Annotated in this window: 16 protein-coding genes and 1 tRNA gene; 8 read left to right on the forward strand and 9 right to left on the reverse strand. The window is 45.0% G+C overall.

Features of this window, described 5'->3' with window-relative positions:
- Nucleotides 1-6 precede the first annotated feature (6 nt).
- Nucleotides 7-543 carry a DUF2283 domain-containing protein gene (locus NWE95_07845; protein MCW4003807.1) on the reverse strand — a complete coding sequence of 179 codons (537 nt, stop codon included), beginning with the start codon at nucleotides 541-543 and terminating at the stop codon, nucleotides 7-9.
- A 45-nt stretch (nucleotides 544-588) separates the two neighbouring features.
- Nucleotides 589-1347, reverse strand: coding sequence for a serine/threonine protein kinase (locus tag NWE95_07850; protein MCW4003808.1), 759 nt, complete (start codon nucleotides 1345-1347; stop codon nucleotides 589-591).
- Nucleotides 1348-1426: 79 nt separating this feature from the next.
- Between NWE95_07850 and NWE95_07855 the strand changes: the two genes are divergently transcribed.
- A complete protein-coding gene (locus NWE95_07855) occupies nucleotides 1427-3541 on the forward strand; it encodes a GTP-binding protein (GenBank protein MCW4003809.1) in 2115 nt (704 codons plus the stop codon).
- A gap of 4 nt (nucleotides 3542-3545) precedes the next feature.
- A complete protein-coding gene (locus NWE95_07860) occupies nucleotides 3546-4406 on the forward strand; it encodes a hypothetical protein (protein MCW4003810.1) in 861 nt (286 codons plus the stop codon).
- A 120-nt stretch (nucleotides 4407-4526) separates the two neighbouring features.
- Here the strand turns inward: NWE95_07860 and NWE95_07865 are convergent, their stop codons facing one another.
- Together NWE95_07865 and NWE95_07870 are read right to left on the reverse strand one after the other, a co-directional pair.
- The gene (locus tag NWE95_07865) at nucleotides 4527-6023 is read right to left on the reverse strand and encodes a hypothetical protein (protein MCW4003811.1); all 1497 of its coding nucleotides are present in this window, start codon (nucleotides 6021-6023) and stop codon (nucleotides 4527-4529) included.
- 32 nt (nucleotides 6024-6055) lie between these two features.
- A complete protein-coding gene (locus tag NWE95_07870; protein MCW4003812.1) occupies nucleotides 6056-7462 on the reverse strand; it encodes a hypothetical protein in 1407 nt (468 codons plus the stop codon).
- A 177-nt stretch (nucleotides 7463-7639) separates the two neighbouring features.
- On the opposite strand from NWE95_07870, the gene NWE95_07875 reads away from it, so the two are divergent.
- Nucleotides 7640-7714: transfer RNA gene (locus NWE95_07875), tRNA-Ile, on the forward strand.
- An 11-nt stretch (nucleotides 7715-7725) separates the two neighbouring features.
- Here NWE95_07875 and NWE95_07880 read toward each other — a convergent pair.
- Entirely contained in the window at nucleotides 7726-8451 is a 726-nt protein-coding gene (locus NWE95_07880) for an isoprenylcysteine carboxylmethyltransferase family protein (protein MCW4003813.1), read from the reverse strand.
- Nucleotides 8452-8613: 162 nt separating this feature from the next.
- On the opposite strand from NWE95_07880, the gene NWE95_07885 reads away from it, so the two are divergent.
- On the forward strand, nucleotides 8614-11061 hold the full coding sequence (locus tag NWE95_07885) for a right-handed parallel beta-helix repeat-containing protein (GenBank protein ID MCW4003814.1): 2448 nt from the start codon (nucleotides 8614-8616) through the stop codon (nucleotides 11059-11061).
- Between the two features lie 211 nt (nucleotides 11062-11272).
- Nucleotides 11273-12421: a hypothetical protein gene (locus NWE95_07890; protein ID MCW4003815.1), complete on the forward strand. Its 1149-nt coding sequence runs from the start codon at nucleotides 11273-11275 to the stop codon at nucleotides 12419-12421.
- Here NWE95_07890 and NWE95_07895 read toward each other — a convergent pair.
- Together NWE95_07895 and NWE95_07900 are read right to left on the reverse strand one after the other, a co-directional pair.
- Complete coding sequence (locus tag NWE95_07895) at nucleotides 12418-13008, reverse strand: cysteine hydrolase (GenBank protein MCW4003816.1); 591 nt, start codon at nucleotides 13006-13008, stop codon at nucleotides 12418-12420. The genes NWE95_07890 and NWE95_07895 overlap by 4 nt on opposite strands.
- A gap of 35 nt (nucleotides 13009-13043) precedes the next feature.
- Entirely contained in the window at nucleotides 13044-14096 is a 1053-nt protein-coding gene (locus tag NWE95_07900; GenBank protein MCW4003817.1) for a Xaa-Pro peptidase family protein, read from the reverse strand.
- A gap of 219 nt (nucleotides 14097-14315) precedes the next feature.
- Between NWE95_07900 and NWE95_07905 the strand changes: the two genes are divergently transcribed.
- Entirely contained in the window at nucleotides 14316-16187 is a 1872-nt protein-coding gene (locus NWE95_07905; protein MCW4003818.1) for an aldehyde ferredoxin oxidoreductase family protein, read from the forward strand.
- 1 nt (nucleotide 16188) lies between these two features.
- Nucleotides 16189-16707 carry a 4Fe-4S dicluster domain-containing protein gene (locus NWE95_07910; GenBank protein ID MCW4003819.1) on the forward strand — a complete coding sequence of 173 codons (519 nt, stop codon included), beginning with the start codon at nucleotides 16189-16191 and terminating at the stop codon, nucleotides 16705-16707.
- Between the two features lie 71 nt (nucleotides 16708-16778).
- Here the strand turns inward: NWE95_07910 and NWE95_07915 are convergent, their stop codons facing one another.
- On the reverse strand, nucleotides 16779-17186 hold the full coding sequence (locus NWE95_07915) for a hypothetical protein (protein MCW4003820.1): 408 nt from the start codon (nucleotides 17184-17186) through the stop codon (nucleotides 16779-16781).
- Nucleotides 17187-17434: 248 nt separating this feature from the next.
- On the opposite strand from NWE95_07915, the gene NWE95_07920 reads away from it, so the two are divergent.
- On the forward strand, nucleotides 17435-17806 hold the full coding sequence (locus NWE95_07920; protein ID MCW4003821.1) for a hypothetical protein: 372 nt from the start codon (nucleotides 17435-17437) through the stop codon (nucleotides 17804-17806).
- 62 nt (nucleotides 17807-17868) lie between these two features.
- On the opposite strand, the gene NWE95_07925 is transcribed toward NWE95_07920, so the two are convergent.
- Nucleotides 17869-18156 carry a MoaD/ThiS family protein gene (locus tag NWE95_07925; GenBank protein MCW4003822.1) on the reverse strand — a complete coding sequence of 96 codons (288 nt, stop codon included), beginning with the start codon at nucleotides 18154-18156 and terminating at the stop codon, nucleotides 17869-17871.
- Between the last annotated feature and the right edge of the window lie 163 nt (nucleotides 18157-18319).

Here is an 18319-nt window from a genome sequence, read left to right on the forward strand (position 1 = left end):
CAGTTTTTATAATGCAGATATGTCAGTGATTTCTACTGCGGTTATTTTGCCTTTTTTGTCATAGTGAATTATTGCTTTTCCGTCTTCTGTAGGTTCTCCTTCGGTTACTTCAGTAGTTTTGAATCGTATGTAGAGGTCACCAACATTCTCATCGAAGTCTAGCGTTATCACTCTTCTAGGTAACTTTACGTTGTATTTTGCTTCCATACGCTCCAGTACTTCTCGCGCATCGATTTCTAGGAGAGTTTTAATTTTCTGAATGTTCTGTACCTCCTTGTTTTTCTTGTGGTACTTGTATAGTATGCGGTTCTTATAGCCTTCATCTTCTATACTGTAAATGACTACAAGAAAATCCGAAACATCACCCACTCGCCTTAGAGCATGAAAGGCACCAGTTGGGTCAACATACACCTCGTCAGGGTGAGCAACAGTATCCAAAATTAACGCAACAGCGTTTTTAAGCTCTGGATGCCTCAGAACAATGTGTCGCCACCGCTTCTGTCTTAATGCAACATTTGTTCCATCGAAAGCAACAGTACTCATGAAAAGCATCTTTAAATGTCTAGATATTTAAGCTAAACCAAGAAATCAAGCGTAAAACTGAAGCAGAGCCTCAAAGTTGCTTCGGGTTCTATTTTTCTTGTAATTTTTCAATGCATTCACTAACTCTTGTTTGTTTCTCACTCCAAGGATTTGAGCTATAGATTTAGCCGTATTGCTGTTGCCTTGGAAGAGGAACTGGCAAACGGATGTAACGTTTGATGCGTTGCGTTGTGTGCTGGCGGTTTCAAAATCCACAATAAACGGCTTACCTGACTTGTCTACGAGAAGGTGCTTGGGCGCTTTGCTGAGTTCGCCGTGGTCTAAGCCTGCTTCGTCTAAGCGCCAGCACTGCTCAAGGATGTCAACTAAAACCCTGCGCACGGCCCCTGAGGTTTTGTGTTTTCCCAGCCAATCCCCAAGTAAGTCACCATCAACAAGCTGTGACAAAAGAAAATTATCGCTGACAGCAACAAATTGTGGACCAACCCCGACCGCGTTGGCTCTTTGCAGCATTTCTGCTTCGTGCTTAAGGTTAACTCTGTCGGCGTCTACCCTGCGTATCTTCAATGCGAACCTTTCACTACGTACATGCGCTACTACGACTATGCCGACATAGCCTTTACCAAGCACGGGAACGTTGAAAGCTGAGGTTTTACCAGAGAATTCTAAAGTTTCTATGCCCAGTGCACGCAGTTCACTGACGCGATTCTGTATCTCCGTTGCTGTTGTCCTTGGGTAACACAAGATAGATGCATAAGGCTCGCTGTCTAGCTGTTCAAGTGGTATTGTCGTGGGAATTTTCACTTATTTAGCCTCAGCAAGTCTTTTAGGTTTAATAGAAACCTTTAGTTCAAACATAAACCTATCCTAAAAGGGTCAAGCAATGCCAAGATTCAAACAGACAACACAAATTCACCAGCTCATGAGCCAAAAAGAGTTAATCCGAAACCTAGGCATAATAGCGCACATTGACCACGGAAAAACCACGCTTGCCGACTCGTTGCTGGCTGGCGCAGGCATGCTGTCGCCTCAAATGGCAGGCTCCGCAAGAGTATTAGACTACCTCTCAGAAGAGCAGAAGCGGAAAATCACAATCAAAACAGCCAACATGTCCCTACTCTACAAAACCCAAAACGGCAACTACATAATAAACCTCGTTGACACGCCGGGGCACGTGGACTTCACAGGCAAAGTCACAAGAGCACTCCGCGTGATCGATGGCGCAGTGGTCGTAGTAGATGCTGTGGAGGAAATTATGGCTCAAACCGAAATCCTAGTCAAGCAAGCTCTCGAGGAACGTGTGCGCCCAGTGCTTTTCATAAACAAAGTTGACCGCCTAATCACCGAACTGCAGCTAAGCGAGGCGCAAATCCAAAACAAACTAGACCACATAATCAGCCGCTTCAACGACCTAATAGAACTCTACGCTGAGGAACAATTCAAAGCCCGGTGGAAAATCAGTGCTTCTTTGGGCAATGTGGCTTTCGGCGCGGCCTTGCACGGCTGGGGCTTCACGCTTGGCATGGCGAAAAAGCAAGGCATAAAGTTTTCAGACATCATAAAAGCGTACGCTGCCAAGAAGCAGGAAAAGTTGCAGAAGCCTTTGCCTGTTTACAAAGCAATATTTGAAATGGCAATCAAGCACCTTCCAAATCCCCAGCAAGCGCAGGGTTACCGAATTGAGAAGATTTGGGGTGGAAGCGTTGGTTCCAATGTTGGTAAGGCTCTGGTTGAATGCAGAGATGACGCGCCTAAAGTGTTGTTTGTGACCTGCGTACGTACCGACTTAAACGGTGACACCATAGCCACAGGGCGAGTCTTCTCAGGCACCATAAAAGAAGGCGACAAACTACACCTCATGAACGCTGCCGCTGAAACTGAAGTTATAGATGTTGCTCTTGAGATGGGCTTGTTTAGGGAAGACGTCAGCGATGTTTCGGCTGGCAACTTGGCATCCGCAACTTTGGCTGGAACCGTTAAGGTAGGCGAGACGCTTGTTGATTTGGAGCACCAAGAGAAGATGGTGCCTTTTGAGGGTATCCGTTATGTTTCTGAGCCTGTGGTGACTGTGGCTGTTGAGCCAAAAAACCCCAAAGACATTCCCGCCTTACTAAAGGGGCTTGAGAGGCTTGCAGGCGAAGACCCAAACCTCAAGCTGACTATTGATAAGGAAACTGGCGAATACCTCTTGAGCGGCATGGGCGAGTTGCACTTAGAGATAGCCGTCAACGAACTCAAACGCGAACGCAATGTTGAGGTTGCGATTTCTTCGCCAAGAGTTCTCTACATGGAAAGCATACAGAAAAGCGGCATAGTAGCCTTGGCGAAAAGCCCAAACAAGCAGAACAGTTTCTGGGTGCAAGTGGAACCTAACGCAGAGAAACCAGCAAAAGCCGAAAAGGGCAAAACTCTCAGGGTTGACGAGCACCACAACACACTTGTGGATTGTAACGGAAAAGCGAGGTCGGTTTCCGCGGAAGTTTTAGATGCAATCTTGAGCGGGTTTGAGTTTGCTTGCAAAGCAGGACCCTTATGCAGTGAGCCAGTGCAGCGGGTGCGGGTGAACTTGGTTGATTTCCAACTTGGCAATGAGGTTGACGGTTCAGAGGTCATGCGTGGAATCGGCAAAGCAGTCTTTGGCAGTTTTCTAACAGCTGAGCCCGTCTTGCTTGAACCCATCTACAAAATAATCGTTACCGTTGCCTCAGAGCTTGCAAGCGAATCCACACGGATACTGACCACAAGGCGGGGCAAAGTTACCTCATATGAACAGAAAGGGCTTCTTACCTGCATCAGCGGCAGCATCCCGGTTTCAGAAACCTTTGGCTTCGCTAAGGAAATTCGCTCAGCAACTTCGGGAAAGGCAATCTGGCAAACATTCTTTGATCACTGGGAAAAAATACCTAAAAAACTAGAAACGCAAACAATCAGTGAGTTGCGTCAGCGGAAAGGGCTTGCGTCAGAGGTGCCTAAGCCAGACAGGTTTCTGGAGCAATAGTGCCATGCGGCTTGAAGTTGCATTTGACTTGGATTTTTCGCTGTGTTGTGGGCAAGTGTTTAGGTGGCGCAAGGTTGGCGAGTGGTGGTATGGCGTTGTCGGCGAACGTGTCTTTAAGGTTCGGCAGAACGGTGCTGAATTGGATTTTGAGAATGTTGACGAGCACTTTGTGCGGTTCTATTTCGGTTTGGACGATGATTTAGCGCAAATCAGCACGTGCATCGCAAAAGACGACACCATCCGACTGGCGTTGCGCAAGTTTGAGGGTTTGCGGATTGTTCGCCAAGACCCTTGGGAATGCCTAATCAGCTTTATCTGCGCCACTTACAAGAGCATAGCCGCCATCGAACTGATGCTGCAAAAGCTTTCGGTAAAGTTTGGCGAAAAACGGGTGTTTGCCGGGTTGGAATTTTACACTTTTCCCTCAGTGGAGCGCTTGGCGTTTGCGAGTGAGCGTGGAATGCGTGAGTGTGGTTTAGGTTACAGGGCAAAGTACGTGCAGGCAACAGCCAAAAAGATACATGAAGAGAAAATAAATCTGGAAAGCTTAAAGTCCCTGCCCTATATGGAAGCCAGGAAAACGCTTCTCGGGTTCGCTGGGGTCGGCTTGAAAGTGGCGGATTGCGTGTTGCTGTTTTCGCTTGAGAAGTTGGAGGCTTTCCCAGTGGATGTGTGGGTTAAACGGGTAATTTTGAACCATTACTGCGACCATTTCCCGGAGGCGCTGGTTAAGAGAATGGGAAGCCACGACTCCTTAACGAACAGTGAGTACGAGAAAATCGGTGCTTTCGCAAGAAGCTACTTTGGGCGTTACGCTGGGTACGCCCAAGAATACCTCTACCATTACGAGAGAACGCAACGTTAAAATCCTTTCAAACAGCAATCGCCTAACTGCCATTTTGGTTATTGCAAATGCAATTTAGGTCTTTTTTAGGCTTTTTCGTTGTTTTCTAGGCTCTAAGTCACATTTTCCTTGGTATTCTGCTTAACTTGTTTGGTTCCAATAGTAAATTTGCGAGTACTTTCCAGCAACTGGGAACGCTGAGTCATCAATGATTATGTCCAGCCTCTGCCCGTGCCTCACCAGTGCATCTTGCAGTCGGGGCCAGAACTGCTGATACTCCGCTGTCGGTTTCCACAATCCCCAAACAGTGTCGTTTATATCTCTCAAACCCCACCCGCAATTTTCGGGCAAAACAAACGCGGCTTCAGCTTTCACTCCTCCATGAGCTACAAAGGGGTTTTGCACCACTTCATTCCAGAAACGCTCAAGAGCCCTGAAATGTTCCTCCTGTAATGTACCATAAGGCCCAGTCATGTTCTCAGCGTAGTTGAAGACGACCACATACTCTGCGCCGCATTCGTATGAGAGGCGCATTTGGTCATAAATTTCTTGCTCACTTGCTAGGTATGGCTCTTGAGTATACTTCCACGTTATAATCGTGCCCCAACTCTTGTTTTGCAAGTTTGCTGCGCCGCGCACAAGGGCGATGTCTTGTGTTGTGCTGTGGTTCCAGCCTAACTGAGCAAGCACCACATCGTAACCTGATAGATAGTCGAACCAGTAAAGGCCATAGTCAGATGTGATTAAAGTGTAATTGAGTGGTCTAAGTTTGTCTAGCTCTGATTTGCCTTCTTCAACAAACCTTTTGGTTACTTCATCGTAGGTTTGAAAGGGGCGCGCATTCCACAATTCCTCGTAGGTGTACTCTAAGGTAGATTTGTCTTCAACTACCACAGTAACCGGCTCTCCATATTCCCATATTGTAATATTAGAATCGTCTGTGGCATGGGACGGTTTCATTTGTTGAGTTGTAACTGTAATTGTTCCGTTCACAAAGTAGGTTATCGTTACAGCTGTTGGATTTCCATTATCGTATGACTGTGTACCACTTACCATGATTGTTCCATCTGGGTCATAAGTCGTCCAAGTTCCGTTTTTATTTACTTGAAGACCGCCAGAAGCATATTTGGTAATGATGGTATCGGGTTGCTTGTCATGGAAGTTTCTGTTACTGTCAAGCATTTTTCCGCCTAGTTCGTCACCAAAATATATGCCTAAGAAACTGTTGTTCCAGTGGCCATCATAGGTATCCATCCACAACTTTATTGTCCACATACTGTCTGTTCCAAAATAGATGATGAAGCTCATTCCCGCGTTCACTGCGTAGTCGCCGACTTCGTTGATGGCAGAAGGATAAATTAGTAGCTGTCCTGATTGTAACACGAAAAGATTAGTGTAGCCTTTCACTTTATCAATAAGCAATTTCGCTTCGGCTACTGAGTTTCCGCAGTAAGTGACGCCCACATAGAACGGTTCTTTCTTAGTGCTTGAGGAGGCAGTGTAGTTGATGGCAGTGATTAATCCAACCAACAAAATGAACACCACAACCGCTGAAAGCACCACAACCCGCTTCACCAGTCGCATCTCCAAGAGATTTTTACTCAGCATCCCACGGGGTGGCTTATTAAATTTTGCCAAAATCGCACACCGCGTGCTCTCATGGTTTCTGGTCAGTTCGTTTGGTTCCAATAGTAAACTTGCTTGTACCTATCGCCAATTGGGTAGGCTGAATCGTCATAAATAATGTCTAATCTTTCCCCGTAAGTTGCCAATGCTTCTTCTATCTTAGTCCAGAGATGCCGGTACTCCTCTGGTGGCTGCCACAAACCCCAAACAGTGTCATCTGGTTTTCTCATGCCCCAGCCATAGTTCTTGGGCAAAACGAAAGCTGCCTCAGCCTTGGCTTCTCCACGCGTCACGTTTGGATTCTGAACATCCTCGTTCCAAAACCGCTCAAGCGCTTGAAAATGCTCCTCCTGCAGTGTGCCCTCGAAACCTTGCATGTCCTCTGCATAGTTAAAGATTGCAACGTATTTAGCACCGCTCCTGTAAGCCATGCGCATCTGCTCATAGATTTCCTGCCCGCTCGCCAAATAGGGTGCCTGTGTATACTTCCAAGTTATTATGACACCCCAAGTTTTACCCTGCATGTCTGCCGCTCCCCGAACAAGAGCAATGTCTTTAGTTACGCTGTGGTTCCAGCCAAGTTGAGCTAGAACAACATCATAGCTTGATAGGTAATCAAACCAGTAGAGCACATAATCAGATGTAAAAGTTTTGACCGTTTGATTATTTGGTACTACCCGATACATTTCATCCAAACTGTCGATGAATCTTTCTGCTGCTTCATCATAGCTTTTGATAGGTCGCGCACTCCATAATTCCTCGTACGTATAAGGTAGACTCGAAGCATCCTCCACTATCTTTGAGGAACCACTGCCTGCTTCTTGGTGAGTCAAAAATGTGATTGTTCCGTTAGAGTAGTATGTTGTTATGTTATAATTTTCAGAATAAACCGTAGGGTACCCTGACCTAGCTACTATTGTTCCATCGCCCTTGTAAGTAACATTGGTATTCTTGTCTATCATATAGTCTAAGATGCTGCCATCAGCAATTTTTAAAAATGAACTCTTAGTTTGCGAATCATAGAAGCGCATTTCATTGTCCAGCATTTTTCCTCCCCTCTCATCAGCAAAGTAAACCCCCAAAAAATGCTCACCCCAACGCTCATCATAACTCGAAAGCCAACTCAACATCCACCCTCCACTGTTCCCCCCAAAAAAAGTGATAAAATCCAAACCAGATTCCACAGCATAATCTCCTATTTCATAAATTGCGGCTGTATCGTTCTGCAAAGTTCCAGATTGCAGGATGAACAGGTTAGTGTAATTCTTGACTTTGTCGATTAACTGTTTGGCTTCGGCGGTTGTGTTTCCGCAGTAAGTAACGCCAACATAGAACTTGCCATCATCAATAACCGCATGCGTTGGCGGTGCATGGCTAACTATGAAGACTGCCGTTAACACAGTTAACACTAAAACCACTACGACTACGGCAAGCAGTAATGTACGTTTCAATTTGCCACTAGCTATTCCAGTTTACTTTCGATTGATTTCTCTCAAACGTTTATTACCTTTTCCCAAATCGAACCTTTTGAGCTCTAAAATTTTTGCGAGTAACTTAAAAGTAGAATGAAACGCGGAAAATGTTTAAATCTCGTCAGAAACAGCAATACTAAAAGAGAAACAAAACACGGGCCCGTAGCTCAGCCAGGTCAGAGCGCCAGGCTCATAACCTGTTGGTCGCCGGTCCGAATCCGGCCGGGCCCACTTTTTCCAAGTTATGACTTTTTCCATTTTTTCCATGGGCGCGGGATGAAGGCTGGAACGTTGCGTTTGTATTCTAGGAATTCTTCGCCGAACTGCTCTTCCATTTCTTTATCCTCTCTTTTTGCCAATTTCCAGTAGAGGACTGCTAGAATCGGCCATAAAATCAGGGTTATCACTGTGAGGTACATAACGTTCAAGCCCAAGGTGATAATGAGGAAACCCACGTATTGAGGGTTACGTATGTAACTGTAGAGTCCTGTAGTGACGAGTCTGCCTTCGCGTCTGGCTTTATGCACTGCTCTCCAGCCATAAATGATTAAGAGTATGCCTATGCCCATGATTATTTTTGATGCTGGGAAAATGTATGAATTAAAGAAGCGGTAGAATGGCTCCTCGCCAAAGACACCTGTTAATAGGAACTCTAAGGAGAAAATGTTGTCTTTACCTACAACAGTTGCGAACATGTACATAGTGAGTGGAATGCCATACATCTCAACAAAAAGCGCAACTACGAAAGCAATGTAGACGCTGCTTGGTAGCCGTGAGAGCTTCTTCTTAAACGGAATGAAAGCGATAAAGAGCCCCAGAAAAACCACGTTCAGAGCGATTAGAATCCATTTTTCAGTTGTGCCCCATTGTGCATCGGTGAGGGTGAGGAAGTAGAGCGGAACAGCAATTAGTATGACTAAGACTATGAATAGAACAACTTCTTTTATTACGTGTTTTGTTATCTGCACTTCTTTACTCCCAAAACTGTCTTTTAATAAAAAATGGGCGTATTCAAATATAAAATTTGCCTAAATTCAGAAGAATAATGACGGATTTCCGTAAAGAGCTGTTTTGGACAAATTTTATAATAACAATAAAGAATCTTATTATAGTAAGATAGGTTGATGAGTTTGATTAGGAAATCACTTGTAGCAATGATGCTGGCAATATTAACAACCAGCATGTTAATGTTTGCATTCAACATCCAACCCGTGAAGTCCACCGACACCATGATTCTTATTGCAACCGACGGCTCAATTGACCCTCCAACAGCGCCGATTCAACGAGACGGCAACAACTACAAGTTCACCGCTAATATTAACAGCCAAATCGTTGTGAGGGCAAACAACATTGTGGTGGATGGAAGCGGTTACACTCTCAAGGGCTCAGGGAGCGGAAACGGGGTTTATTTGCTTGGCGTTGAAGGCGTCACAATCCAAAACGTCCATGTTGAAGGTTTCACAGCGGGCATTTACCTTGAAGGCTCGTCAGGTAACACCGTTACTGGAAACACCGTAACAAGCAATGCCTATGACGCCATTCGCCTACAAGATTCTTCCAACAACAAAATCACAAAAAACACCATAACAAACAACTACCACAGCATCCGCCTCCACGGCTCATCCCAAAATACTATCACAGAGAACATTCTAAATGATGATTACCACGGCATCTTCCTCCACGGCTCTTACGGCAACACTATCCAAAAAAACACACTAACAAACCTGCGCCTGCGAGGCATCGAACTCTACAGTTCCTCAGACTTCAACATGATTTCAGATAACACTTTAATTAACGCGTTCAGAGGCGTCTGGCTCTCAGTTTCCTACAACAACACTATTGCAGAAAACACGATAGCAAACAACAGCTACGAAGGCATCGCCTTCTACGGCGCCTACAACAACACCATCTCAGCAAACAACATCGCAAACAACAACTACGACGGCATCTACCTCTACGGCGCCTCAGGAACAAACACAATCATTGGAAACAACCTGACAAACAACTACCACGGCATCCACATCCACGACTCATCCAGTTCAAACATCATCAGCGGCAACACCATAACAAACAGCACCCGAGGCATCCACATACATGAAGGCTCACAACTAAACACTCTCAAAGAAAACACAATCACAAACACCCACGACGGCATTTACCTAGACAGCTCCACACAACTAAACACCGTTACTGCAAACACCATAACAACCAGTAACCGAGCTATCTACATCGACGGTTCGCTAAACAACACCGTTACTGCAAACACCATAACCAAAAATAATCAAGGCATCGCACTGCAAGGCTCAGCAGACTTTAACACTGTTTCAGAAAACACCATAACAGGCAACGATTATGACGGCATCTACCTGTTCCGTTCTTCCCAAAACACCATATCAAGCAATACAATCAAAGAAAACTATCACGGCATAAACATAGACAGCGCAACCAACAACACCATAACCAAAAACACAATAACAAACAATTACTACGACGGTATACACGCTGACGACGCAGCCAACTACAACATCATCTCAGAGAACACCATAGCGAGCAATCGTTATGACGGCATCTACATGTACGACGACTCAAACTTCAACCTCATCACAAAAAACACCATAACACGCAACGGCAATGACGGCATCTACATCTACTGCTCACAAAACAACACAATCTCACAAAACACTATAACCCAAAATTACAAAGGCGTCTTTTTCTGGAACATGTCAGCAAACACAATTTCCGAAAACACCATAGCTGACAACATCTATGACGGCATGTGTGTACACGGCGCGTATAACGATATTTTTGGAAATGTTATAGCCAACAGCGGCTACGACGCCATTGGACTGCACGGCGCCTTCAACATAATCTACGGAAACACTATAACAAACAGCGGCTTTGACGGCATCCACATGTACGATTCACTCTATAACACCGCTTACAGCAACAACCTGATTAACAACACAATCCAAACCCGCCTATCAGACACCACCAGCGCGCTCGATAACGGTTATGTTTCTGGGGGAAACTACTGGGCTGACTATACTGGAGTTGACGAGTTCTCAGGACCAAACCAAGATGAGCCGGGAAGCGACGGCATAGGCGACACGCCATACGTCACTGACGCAAACAACCAAGACAACTACCCGCTTATGGCTCCAATCTACTGGTTTGACGCAGGCACATTAAACGGCACTCGCTACTCTGTTTATGTGGTGAGCAACTCGATGGTTTCAGGCCTGCAAGTTGACCCTGAAAGCTCCAGTCTGCGCCTAACAATAGCTAAAGGTGTAGCGGGCTTCTTTAGAATCGCAATCCCCAAAGCTCTTCTATCTTCGGATAGTTTGACTGTTCAAATCAACGGTGAAACAATCACGCCGAAAATCATACAAGACGACAATAACGTGTGCCTCTACTTTACCAGCACTCAAACAACAGGCACAATTGAAATAAGCGCATCAGCAACAGCAGGCTTTCCCATGTGGGCTTCAGTTTTGATTATCGTAATCGTTTTTGCAGTTGCCATATCAGCCATAGCAATCTACAAACTAAACCTGTCAAAAAAAGCAAACCAATAAGCAACCAGACAATGGCTAACTTGTTTTTCACTGCTTTTACGGATGGTGTTTTGGGTGAGTAATCATAGCTTTAGGCATAAAGTCTTGATAGGGGTAACCGTCGTTGCAGATGACCAGGAAAAGCCGTTTGCTGGATACCTCGAGCTACATTTTAAATCGAAATTAAGAAACTTTATTTGAGTTGACTACCGTTTAAAATGTCAAGATAAAGATGAAACGTGTAGGTTTGCTTTTAATAGCCATAATCTTCATCGCAAGTTTAGCAATCATCTATGCGCAAAGCCTAACTTGGAAAGCAAGTGCTGAGCAGGACGAATTTTACTTCGGAGTCTCGTTTGGTCAAGAAACCGCAGAAGAAGCCAAACGCGAAATCGATAAGGTCAAAAACTACACCAACTTCATCCTCATAAACTCGCATGACGTAACAATAAACCAGACCGCGCTAACTGAAGTGTGTGACTACGCAGCCCAAGCCAACCTGAAATTTGTAGTCTACTTCGATTTCATATCTCGAATTGCTTATCCCTGGCATCAGGCATGGCTTGACAATGCAACGACACGGTGGGGCGACAAATTCTTGGGCGTTCATTTAAGAGATGAACTTGGCGGCAAACAAATTGACGGCGCTAACATGACCGTTACAAACGCGGTTGACTACAGTGATGCCGCAAACCAGTTTATCTCAAACATTGCCTCATACAACAGCACCATAGACGCCAAAGCCAAGAGCATCCCAATGTTCACATCGGATTATGCCCTCTACTGGTGGGTGTACCTGGCTGGCTACGACACCGTTTTTGTGGAGTTAGGCTGGAACCTTAGCTCAACCCAGCAGATAGCGCTCTGCCGAGGCGCAGCAAACATGCAGGGCAAAGACTGGGGCGCCATCATCGTGTGGAAGTATTATGAGCCTCCGTACTTGGCAAGTGCCCAAGAAATCTACGAGGACATGGTTTTAGCTTACAGTGCAGGAGCAAAATACGTTGTTGTATTTAATCATCCAAAGTACCCTGAAGACAACCCGTACGGCATCCTCTCAGAAGAGCATTTTGAAGCTATGCAGCAGTTCTGGAATTACGTCAAAGCTAACCCCCGAATAAACGACGGAAGCGTGAAGGCTGAAGTGGCGCTGGTTTTACCCAAGGATTACGGCTGGGGCATGAGACGCTCAGAATACATAACGCAAGACCACATCTGGGGCATCTGGCCTGAAGACGAAAAAGCACCAGTCATTCTTGAAAACACGAAAATGCTGCTGGATAAGTACGGCTTAAAACTGGACATAATCTATGAAGACAAAGCATTCGATTACAACACAAAATACGCAAAAGTTTACTTTTGGAATAGCACAGTTCCCTAAACACGTTCAAACTCAACTATCTCTTTGATTATATCGTTGACCAACATTACCTTAGCATCGTAAACGTATTCCAGATACTTTAGTCCTTGCTCGTGGTCCTGCTTGGTGAACGCTTCAACGCCGTCACTGGCAACCACTATACGGTAACCACGAAAGAAAGCGTCCGCTGAAGTATGCCTAATACAAATATTAGTATGCAACCCGCCCAGCACCACCGTTTTCGCACCATCGCCCTTGTAGAGACTGCGAAGCAGCGGGTCTAATCCAGTCTCAAAAAAGCCGCTGTAAGTTCGCTTTTCCACGATGTAATCGCTTGTTTTATCTGGCTCCAACTCAGGGATGACTTCGGCGCCCTTGGTGCCTTTGATGGCGTGGCTACCCCATTTCCTTATAACCTCAAAATCTTGAGGGTAATGAGCGTCTATACTATAGATAACCGGCACCTCTTTTTTGCGTGCAGCCACAACCAGACGCTGCAACGGCTCAACGATATTGCCAACTCTCTTGATTTTTAGAGGCCCAGTGAAGAAATCGTTTTGAACATCCACAAGTATGACAGCTGGATTAATCAAAACTATCACTCTCACTAGAAAGGACGCCAGAGATTCTATTTAGCTTTATGTTAAACTGAACAGTTCGCGCTCGTCAACTTTTCAGCACCGCTCTTCGTCACTAAGACAGTGTCTTCGATTCTGACTCCGCCAAAGCCGGGCAGGTAAATCCCAGGCTCAACCGTCACAACGTTACCCGCCTCCAACACGTCTTTACTGTCAGGGCTCAGCACGGGTCCTTCATGAACCTCCAAACCAACACCGTGCCCCAAGTTATGAACGAAATAGTCACAGAACCCAGCCTCCTCAACCACAAGCCTAGCTACTGCGTCAACATCTTTTGCCGCTACACTTGGCTTGATTACCTCGATAGCTTTCTGTTGCGCCCGCTGGATTGTCTGGAACATTCTTGCTTGTTTTTCTGAAGGTTTCCCAGCGATTAATGTTCGGGTAATGTCTGAGCAATAAAACCTGTACTTTGCACCTAAATCAACCACAACAAAATCACCCTCCTCAATGGTTCTCTCTTGAGCGGCGCCGTGTGGGTAGGCGCAACAAAAGCCTGAAGCAACAATCGTGTCAAAAGCTGTGCCGTCTGAGCCTGCCCTGCGCATGGCGTATTCGACTTCGGCAGCAACTTCATTTTCTTTCATGCCTGGACGGATGATTTCAGCAGCGGTTTGCATACCGATATCAGCTAACTTGCAGGCTTGACGAATCAGTTTGATTTCTTGCTCATCCTTAATTTTTCGTAATTCAACGATTAAATTGTTGACGGGTTCGAGCTTTTCTTCTCCACCGACGGCTTTGGCGAGAGCACGCCAGCTTTCAATCGGCAGGGTGTCAACGGCAAGCTTTTTGCATTGGATTTGCTCGGAAATTTTATCAACAAGTTTCTCGCCACGCTTTATGGGTTCAACAGTAAAGTTTTTGACTTCTGCTTTTGCACGCTCATAGTTAGTTGTTGAGACGTAGAGAATGCCCTCGTTTTGTTCAGTGAGTAAGAGTGCTACTGCCTCAGAGAAACCTGAAAAATAGATTATGTTAATCGGATTAAAAATTGCCAAGTTGGATGGTTTGCCCTGTTTTTCAACTGACTGTTTTAGGGCGTTGATGTGTTTCAAGGTTTTTCGCCTATCTGAGAGCAGATTGTTTTGAAGGTTGGTTTAAGTTTTTGCTTTAGGAGTGAGAAAAGGGTGGTAATTTTGGCTGTTTACAGGTGCGTTATGTATAAAAACACAGGTCGATATTAACCGTGATTTTTTAAATGAATCAGCCATTAACTTAATATAGCTTTCAAATGACTAACTACCCATAACAAGCATTGAGGGGACAAAAAAAGCATGTTTGCTTACGCAGGAAAAATTTTGCATGTTAACCTCACAACTGCAGAAACCAAAACAGAGCCATTAACCGAAGAAATGGCAAAAAATTATATCGGCGGAATCGGCTTAGGCATCCGCCTACTTATGGATAACTCAAAACCAGGTACCGATGCCTTCGACCCAGATAACCCATTGATTTACTGCACTGGGCCACTCAGCGGCACCATGGGGCCAACAGCTGGAAACGGCTATGCTGTTGTTTCCAAGTCGCCCTCCACAGGAGGAGTCGGCGAAGCTAAAGCCCACGGATTTTTTGGTCCTGACCTCAAACGCGCAGGATACGATGCAGTAGTAATCAAGGGCAAAGCACCAAAACTATCTTACCTTTGGATTGACGATGACAAGGTTGAAATCCGAAACGCTGAACACCTAAAAAACGCAACCGTTAATGAAACTGACCACAAGATTCGAGATGAACTCGGCGACTTTTACGTCCGTGTTTCAGCCATCGGTGAAGCTGGAGAGAAACTTTGCAGGTTCGCCGCCATCATAAATGACGAGTTCCGTGCTATCGGACGCTCTGGAATGGGCGGAGTCATGGGCTCAAAGAACCTCAAAGCAGTTGCTGTAAGAGGAACCAAAGACGTAAACGTTGCAAACCTCGACGGCTTCAAAGAATACATCAAAATGATTCATGAACGTATGAAGGGTCCAGCAACCAAGAAGTACAAGACCTTGGGCACACCCGAAAACGTACTAGTTCTTAACTCGCTTTCAGCCCTTGCAACAAGAAACTGGACCAACGCAACTTTTGAAGGTGCACAGAAAGTCAGTGGCGAATACCTAAACGAACATTATGTAAAGAAAATCGTGGGTTGCGCAACTTGCGGTATGCGTTGCGACCACATTGCTGTGGTACCAGAAGGACCCTACAAAGGTTCAACTTCACGCTTAGAGTTCGAGTGCCTCTGGAGCATGGGTCCACTCTGCGGTATTGACCGGCTAGACGCAATTATCGAAGCTATGCGCATAGTCAACGAGTACGGCATGGACGGCATCAGCATCGGCGTCGTGGTAGCTTTCGCAATGGACTGCTATGAGCATGGCGTAATCACCAAAGAACAAACCGACGGCATAGACCTCCGCTTCGGAAACGCTGAAGCATTAATCGCCATAATCCACAAAATCGGCAAACGTGAAGGCTGGCTCGGAAACGCCCTAGCTGAAGGTGTCGCAAAAGCCGCAGAAATCATCGGCGGAGACGCCTACAAGTACGCTTGCCACATTAAAGGCTTAGAACTTCCAGGATACGACCTCAGAACCCTAAAGACCGCGGCATTAGGCTTTAGTGTCTCGTTCCGTGGAGCATGCCACCTAAGAAACGGCGCCTACTCCCCAGACGTCAAAGGCAAAGTGAACCGCTTCAAGATTGAACCAGGACGCGGCAAGATGATTACTGACGAGAGCCACATGTACAACATCATCGACTCGCTGATTGTTTGCAAGTTCAGCAGAGGAACATACTACGACGGTTGGAAAGACCTTGCCAACTATTACACGCTTGCAACTGGCATCCCAATTACACCTGAAGAAATGACCCAAAGCGGTGACAGAATCGAAAACCTCGCCAGACTCTTCAACATACGCGAAGGCAAAGGCACAAGAAAATACGACACACTACCATGGAAGATAAAGAACTGCCCAGTACCAGACGAGGGACCAGCAAAAGGCGTCGCCGTAAGCGAAGAAGAATTCCAAATCGGCTTAGATGACTACTACAAAGCACGCGGCTGGACAGTTGACGGAGTGCCCACAGTTGAGAAACTCCAATCACTTGGTCTTGGCGACTTAGCATACATTGCTGAAAACGCAGCTAAAGGAGGCGCCTAAAATGGTACGCCCACAAGACAGAAAATTCGTAACAGCAGACCCAGAAAAATGTATAGGCTGTTGTGTCTGTGAATACGCTTGCAGTATGGTTAACGAAAAAACTTTCAATCCGACTAAATCCCGCATCCGAGCTATGCGCATCGGACCACTAACCAACCTAGCCATCACTTGCAGACACTGCGAAGACCCAGCATGTGTAGCCGCTTGCCCAAGAGATGCATTAAGTCAAGAAGAAAACACCGGCATTATCAGAGTAGACGAAAATGCCTGCAACGGTTGCGGATGGTGCATCAGCGCCTGCCAATTCGGTGCAATGAACATGCATCCAGAAAAGAAAGTCGTATTCACTTGCAACAGTTGCACAGACACCGAGTTCAAAGACGAAGGGCCTCAATGTGTCAAATGGTGCCCAGAAGAAGCACTAACATACGTCACGGCAGAGACATTGGCGCAGAAGTACCGACAGAAAGCTGTCAAGAACCTGTTCCAAACAGCTGAAGAAAAAGCCAAAACAAAATAAAAAATAAAACTTCTAGCGCTTTTTTTATAGCGCTTCTATTTTTAATTTAAGTTCTAAATAGATGTGCTTCTTCAGGCTATGCTTGTTATGAAATGAATCGCTAAGATGTGTCCTTTGTAAGCCATTGGGCAGATAACCATAGTTGAATTTGCAGTGGTTTCATCCTTTTTCTTCCAGGTAACGTTGATAGTAGAAGCGTTGAAATTGTCTGTTGCATTCCAGTAAGCGGTTGCCACTTTTTCTCGACTTTTCTCATCAACATATAAATCCAAAAATCCTGAGGGTTTAGCCCATTCTTGCGGCGATTTGTATCCTAAGAAACTTGCGAATCTTTGGTTGCAGATTTTGTGGTTGTCATCTAAATAGATATAGATAGGTTGCTTTGAAGCATCTAAAATTTCTTTCAGTTGAGTGTACAATCCGTTGACAATTTCTTCGTGATGTTGCCCATCCGTCTTCTGAACACTACTTTTAGACATATAATCAACCTTTCTTTCGTTAAATTTCACAGTAAATAAGTTAAATAACAAAATTGGTGCTTTTAAAGAAATGTGATTGTGGCAAAGCAGTAACAAACAAGAAATCAATGACCTGATTGATCAAAAAGCAACCTAATCAAAAGACTTGTAAGCTACCCACCTGTCATCAAAGACATCGAACGGCTTGTTCTAAAAAATAGTAATATTAACGCAAAGAAAGTTAAGTAGCAGATAAGAGGAAAGTTTGAATGTTACGAATTAGCAAAATCGCAATTTTGGCACTTGCTTTAGTGTTGACGATTGTTGGTGTTTCAGTAGTTGTTGCAGGTTTATTTAACAATTCAACTAAAGCTACCTTTACCTGCAACGCTTGTACTAAGTATGCTTTTGATTTTTCGGTCGGGGTTAATTTGAACGATGGGATGGATAGCTCTGAAGCAACGCTGGTGGCAATTGCACTTTTCGAGCATGAGATGAACGATAAGGAATATGCGGTTAAGGAAACCAAATCTAACAGTGATGGCATTTGGACGGTTTATTTGTTATGGGACGGGAATCACTACTTTAATGTGCATGTTAATGCTACTGCTAGAACGGTTGAGTATGATAGGTGCTACTGAGCGTAGAAAAAAGCAGTTTCTAAGAACAGATAATAAAACTTAAAATTATTGGACTGCTAAATTTAGCCGCCTGTCATGAGCGACATCAAAATAATGTTGTCGCCATTTTTTAGCGGTGTGTTTACGCCTTGAAGCTGATCCATTAAAACGCCGTTTACCATGGTGACGAAGGTTGACTTCATTTCTTTCTTGGCGGGGTCGTAGACTTCTTGGATGAATTGTTTGCCGTAGGTGTTGGCGATTTGGTCGAGCAGTTGCCCTACGGTTGCATTTTCGTTTAGTGTTATGTCTTCTTGGTTTTTGTTTGTGTATGTCTTTACTAGGCTGATGTAGTGCACTTTGATTTGCATGGGTTCTCAAATTATTGATTGCTATGGGCTTCTCATATGTCTTTTCTCTTTACGAAACAGTTTCAACTTGAGTTTTACATTAAGGAATCGTTGTGACTGTTTATACATGACGATGAAACTGAGCGTTCAGGAAAGCCATGGATTCTAAGATAAACATCCCATT

It is taken from the genome of Candidatus Bathyarchaeota archaeon, from assembly GCA_026014725.1.
GTDB lineage: Archaea > Thermoproteota > Bathyarchaeia > Bathyarchaeales > Bathycorpusculaceae > Bathycorpusculum.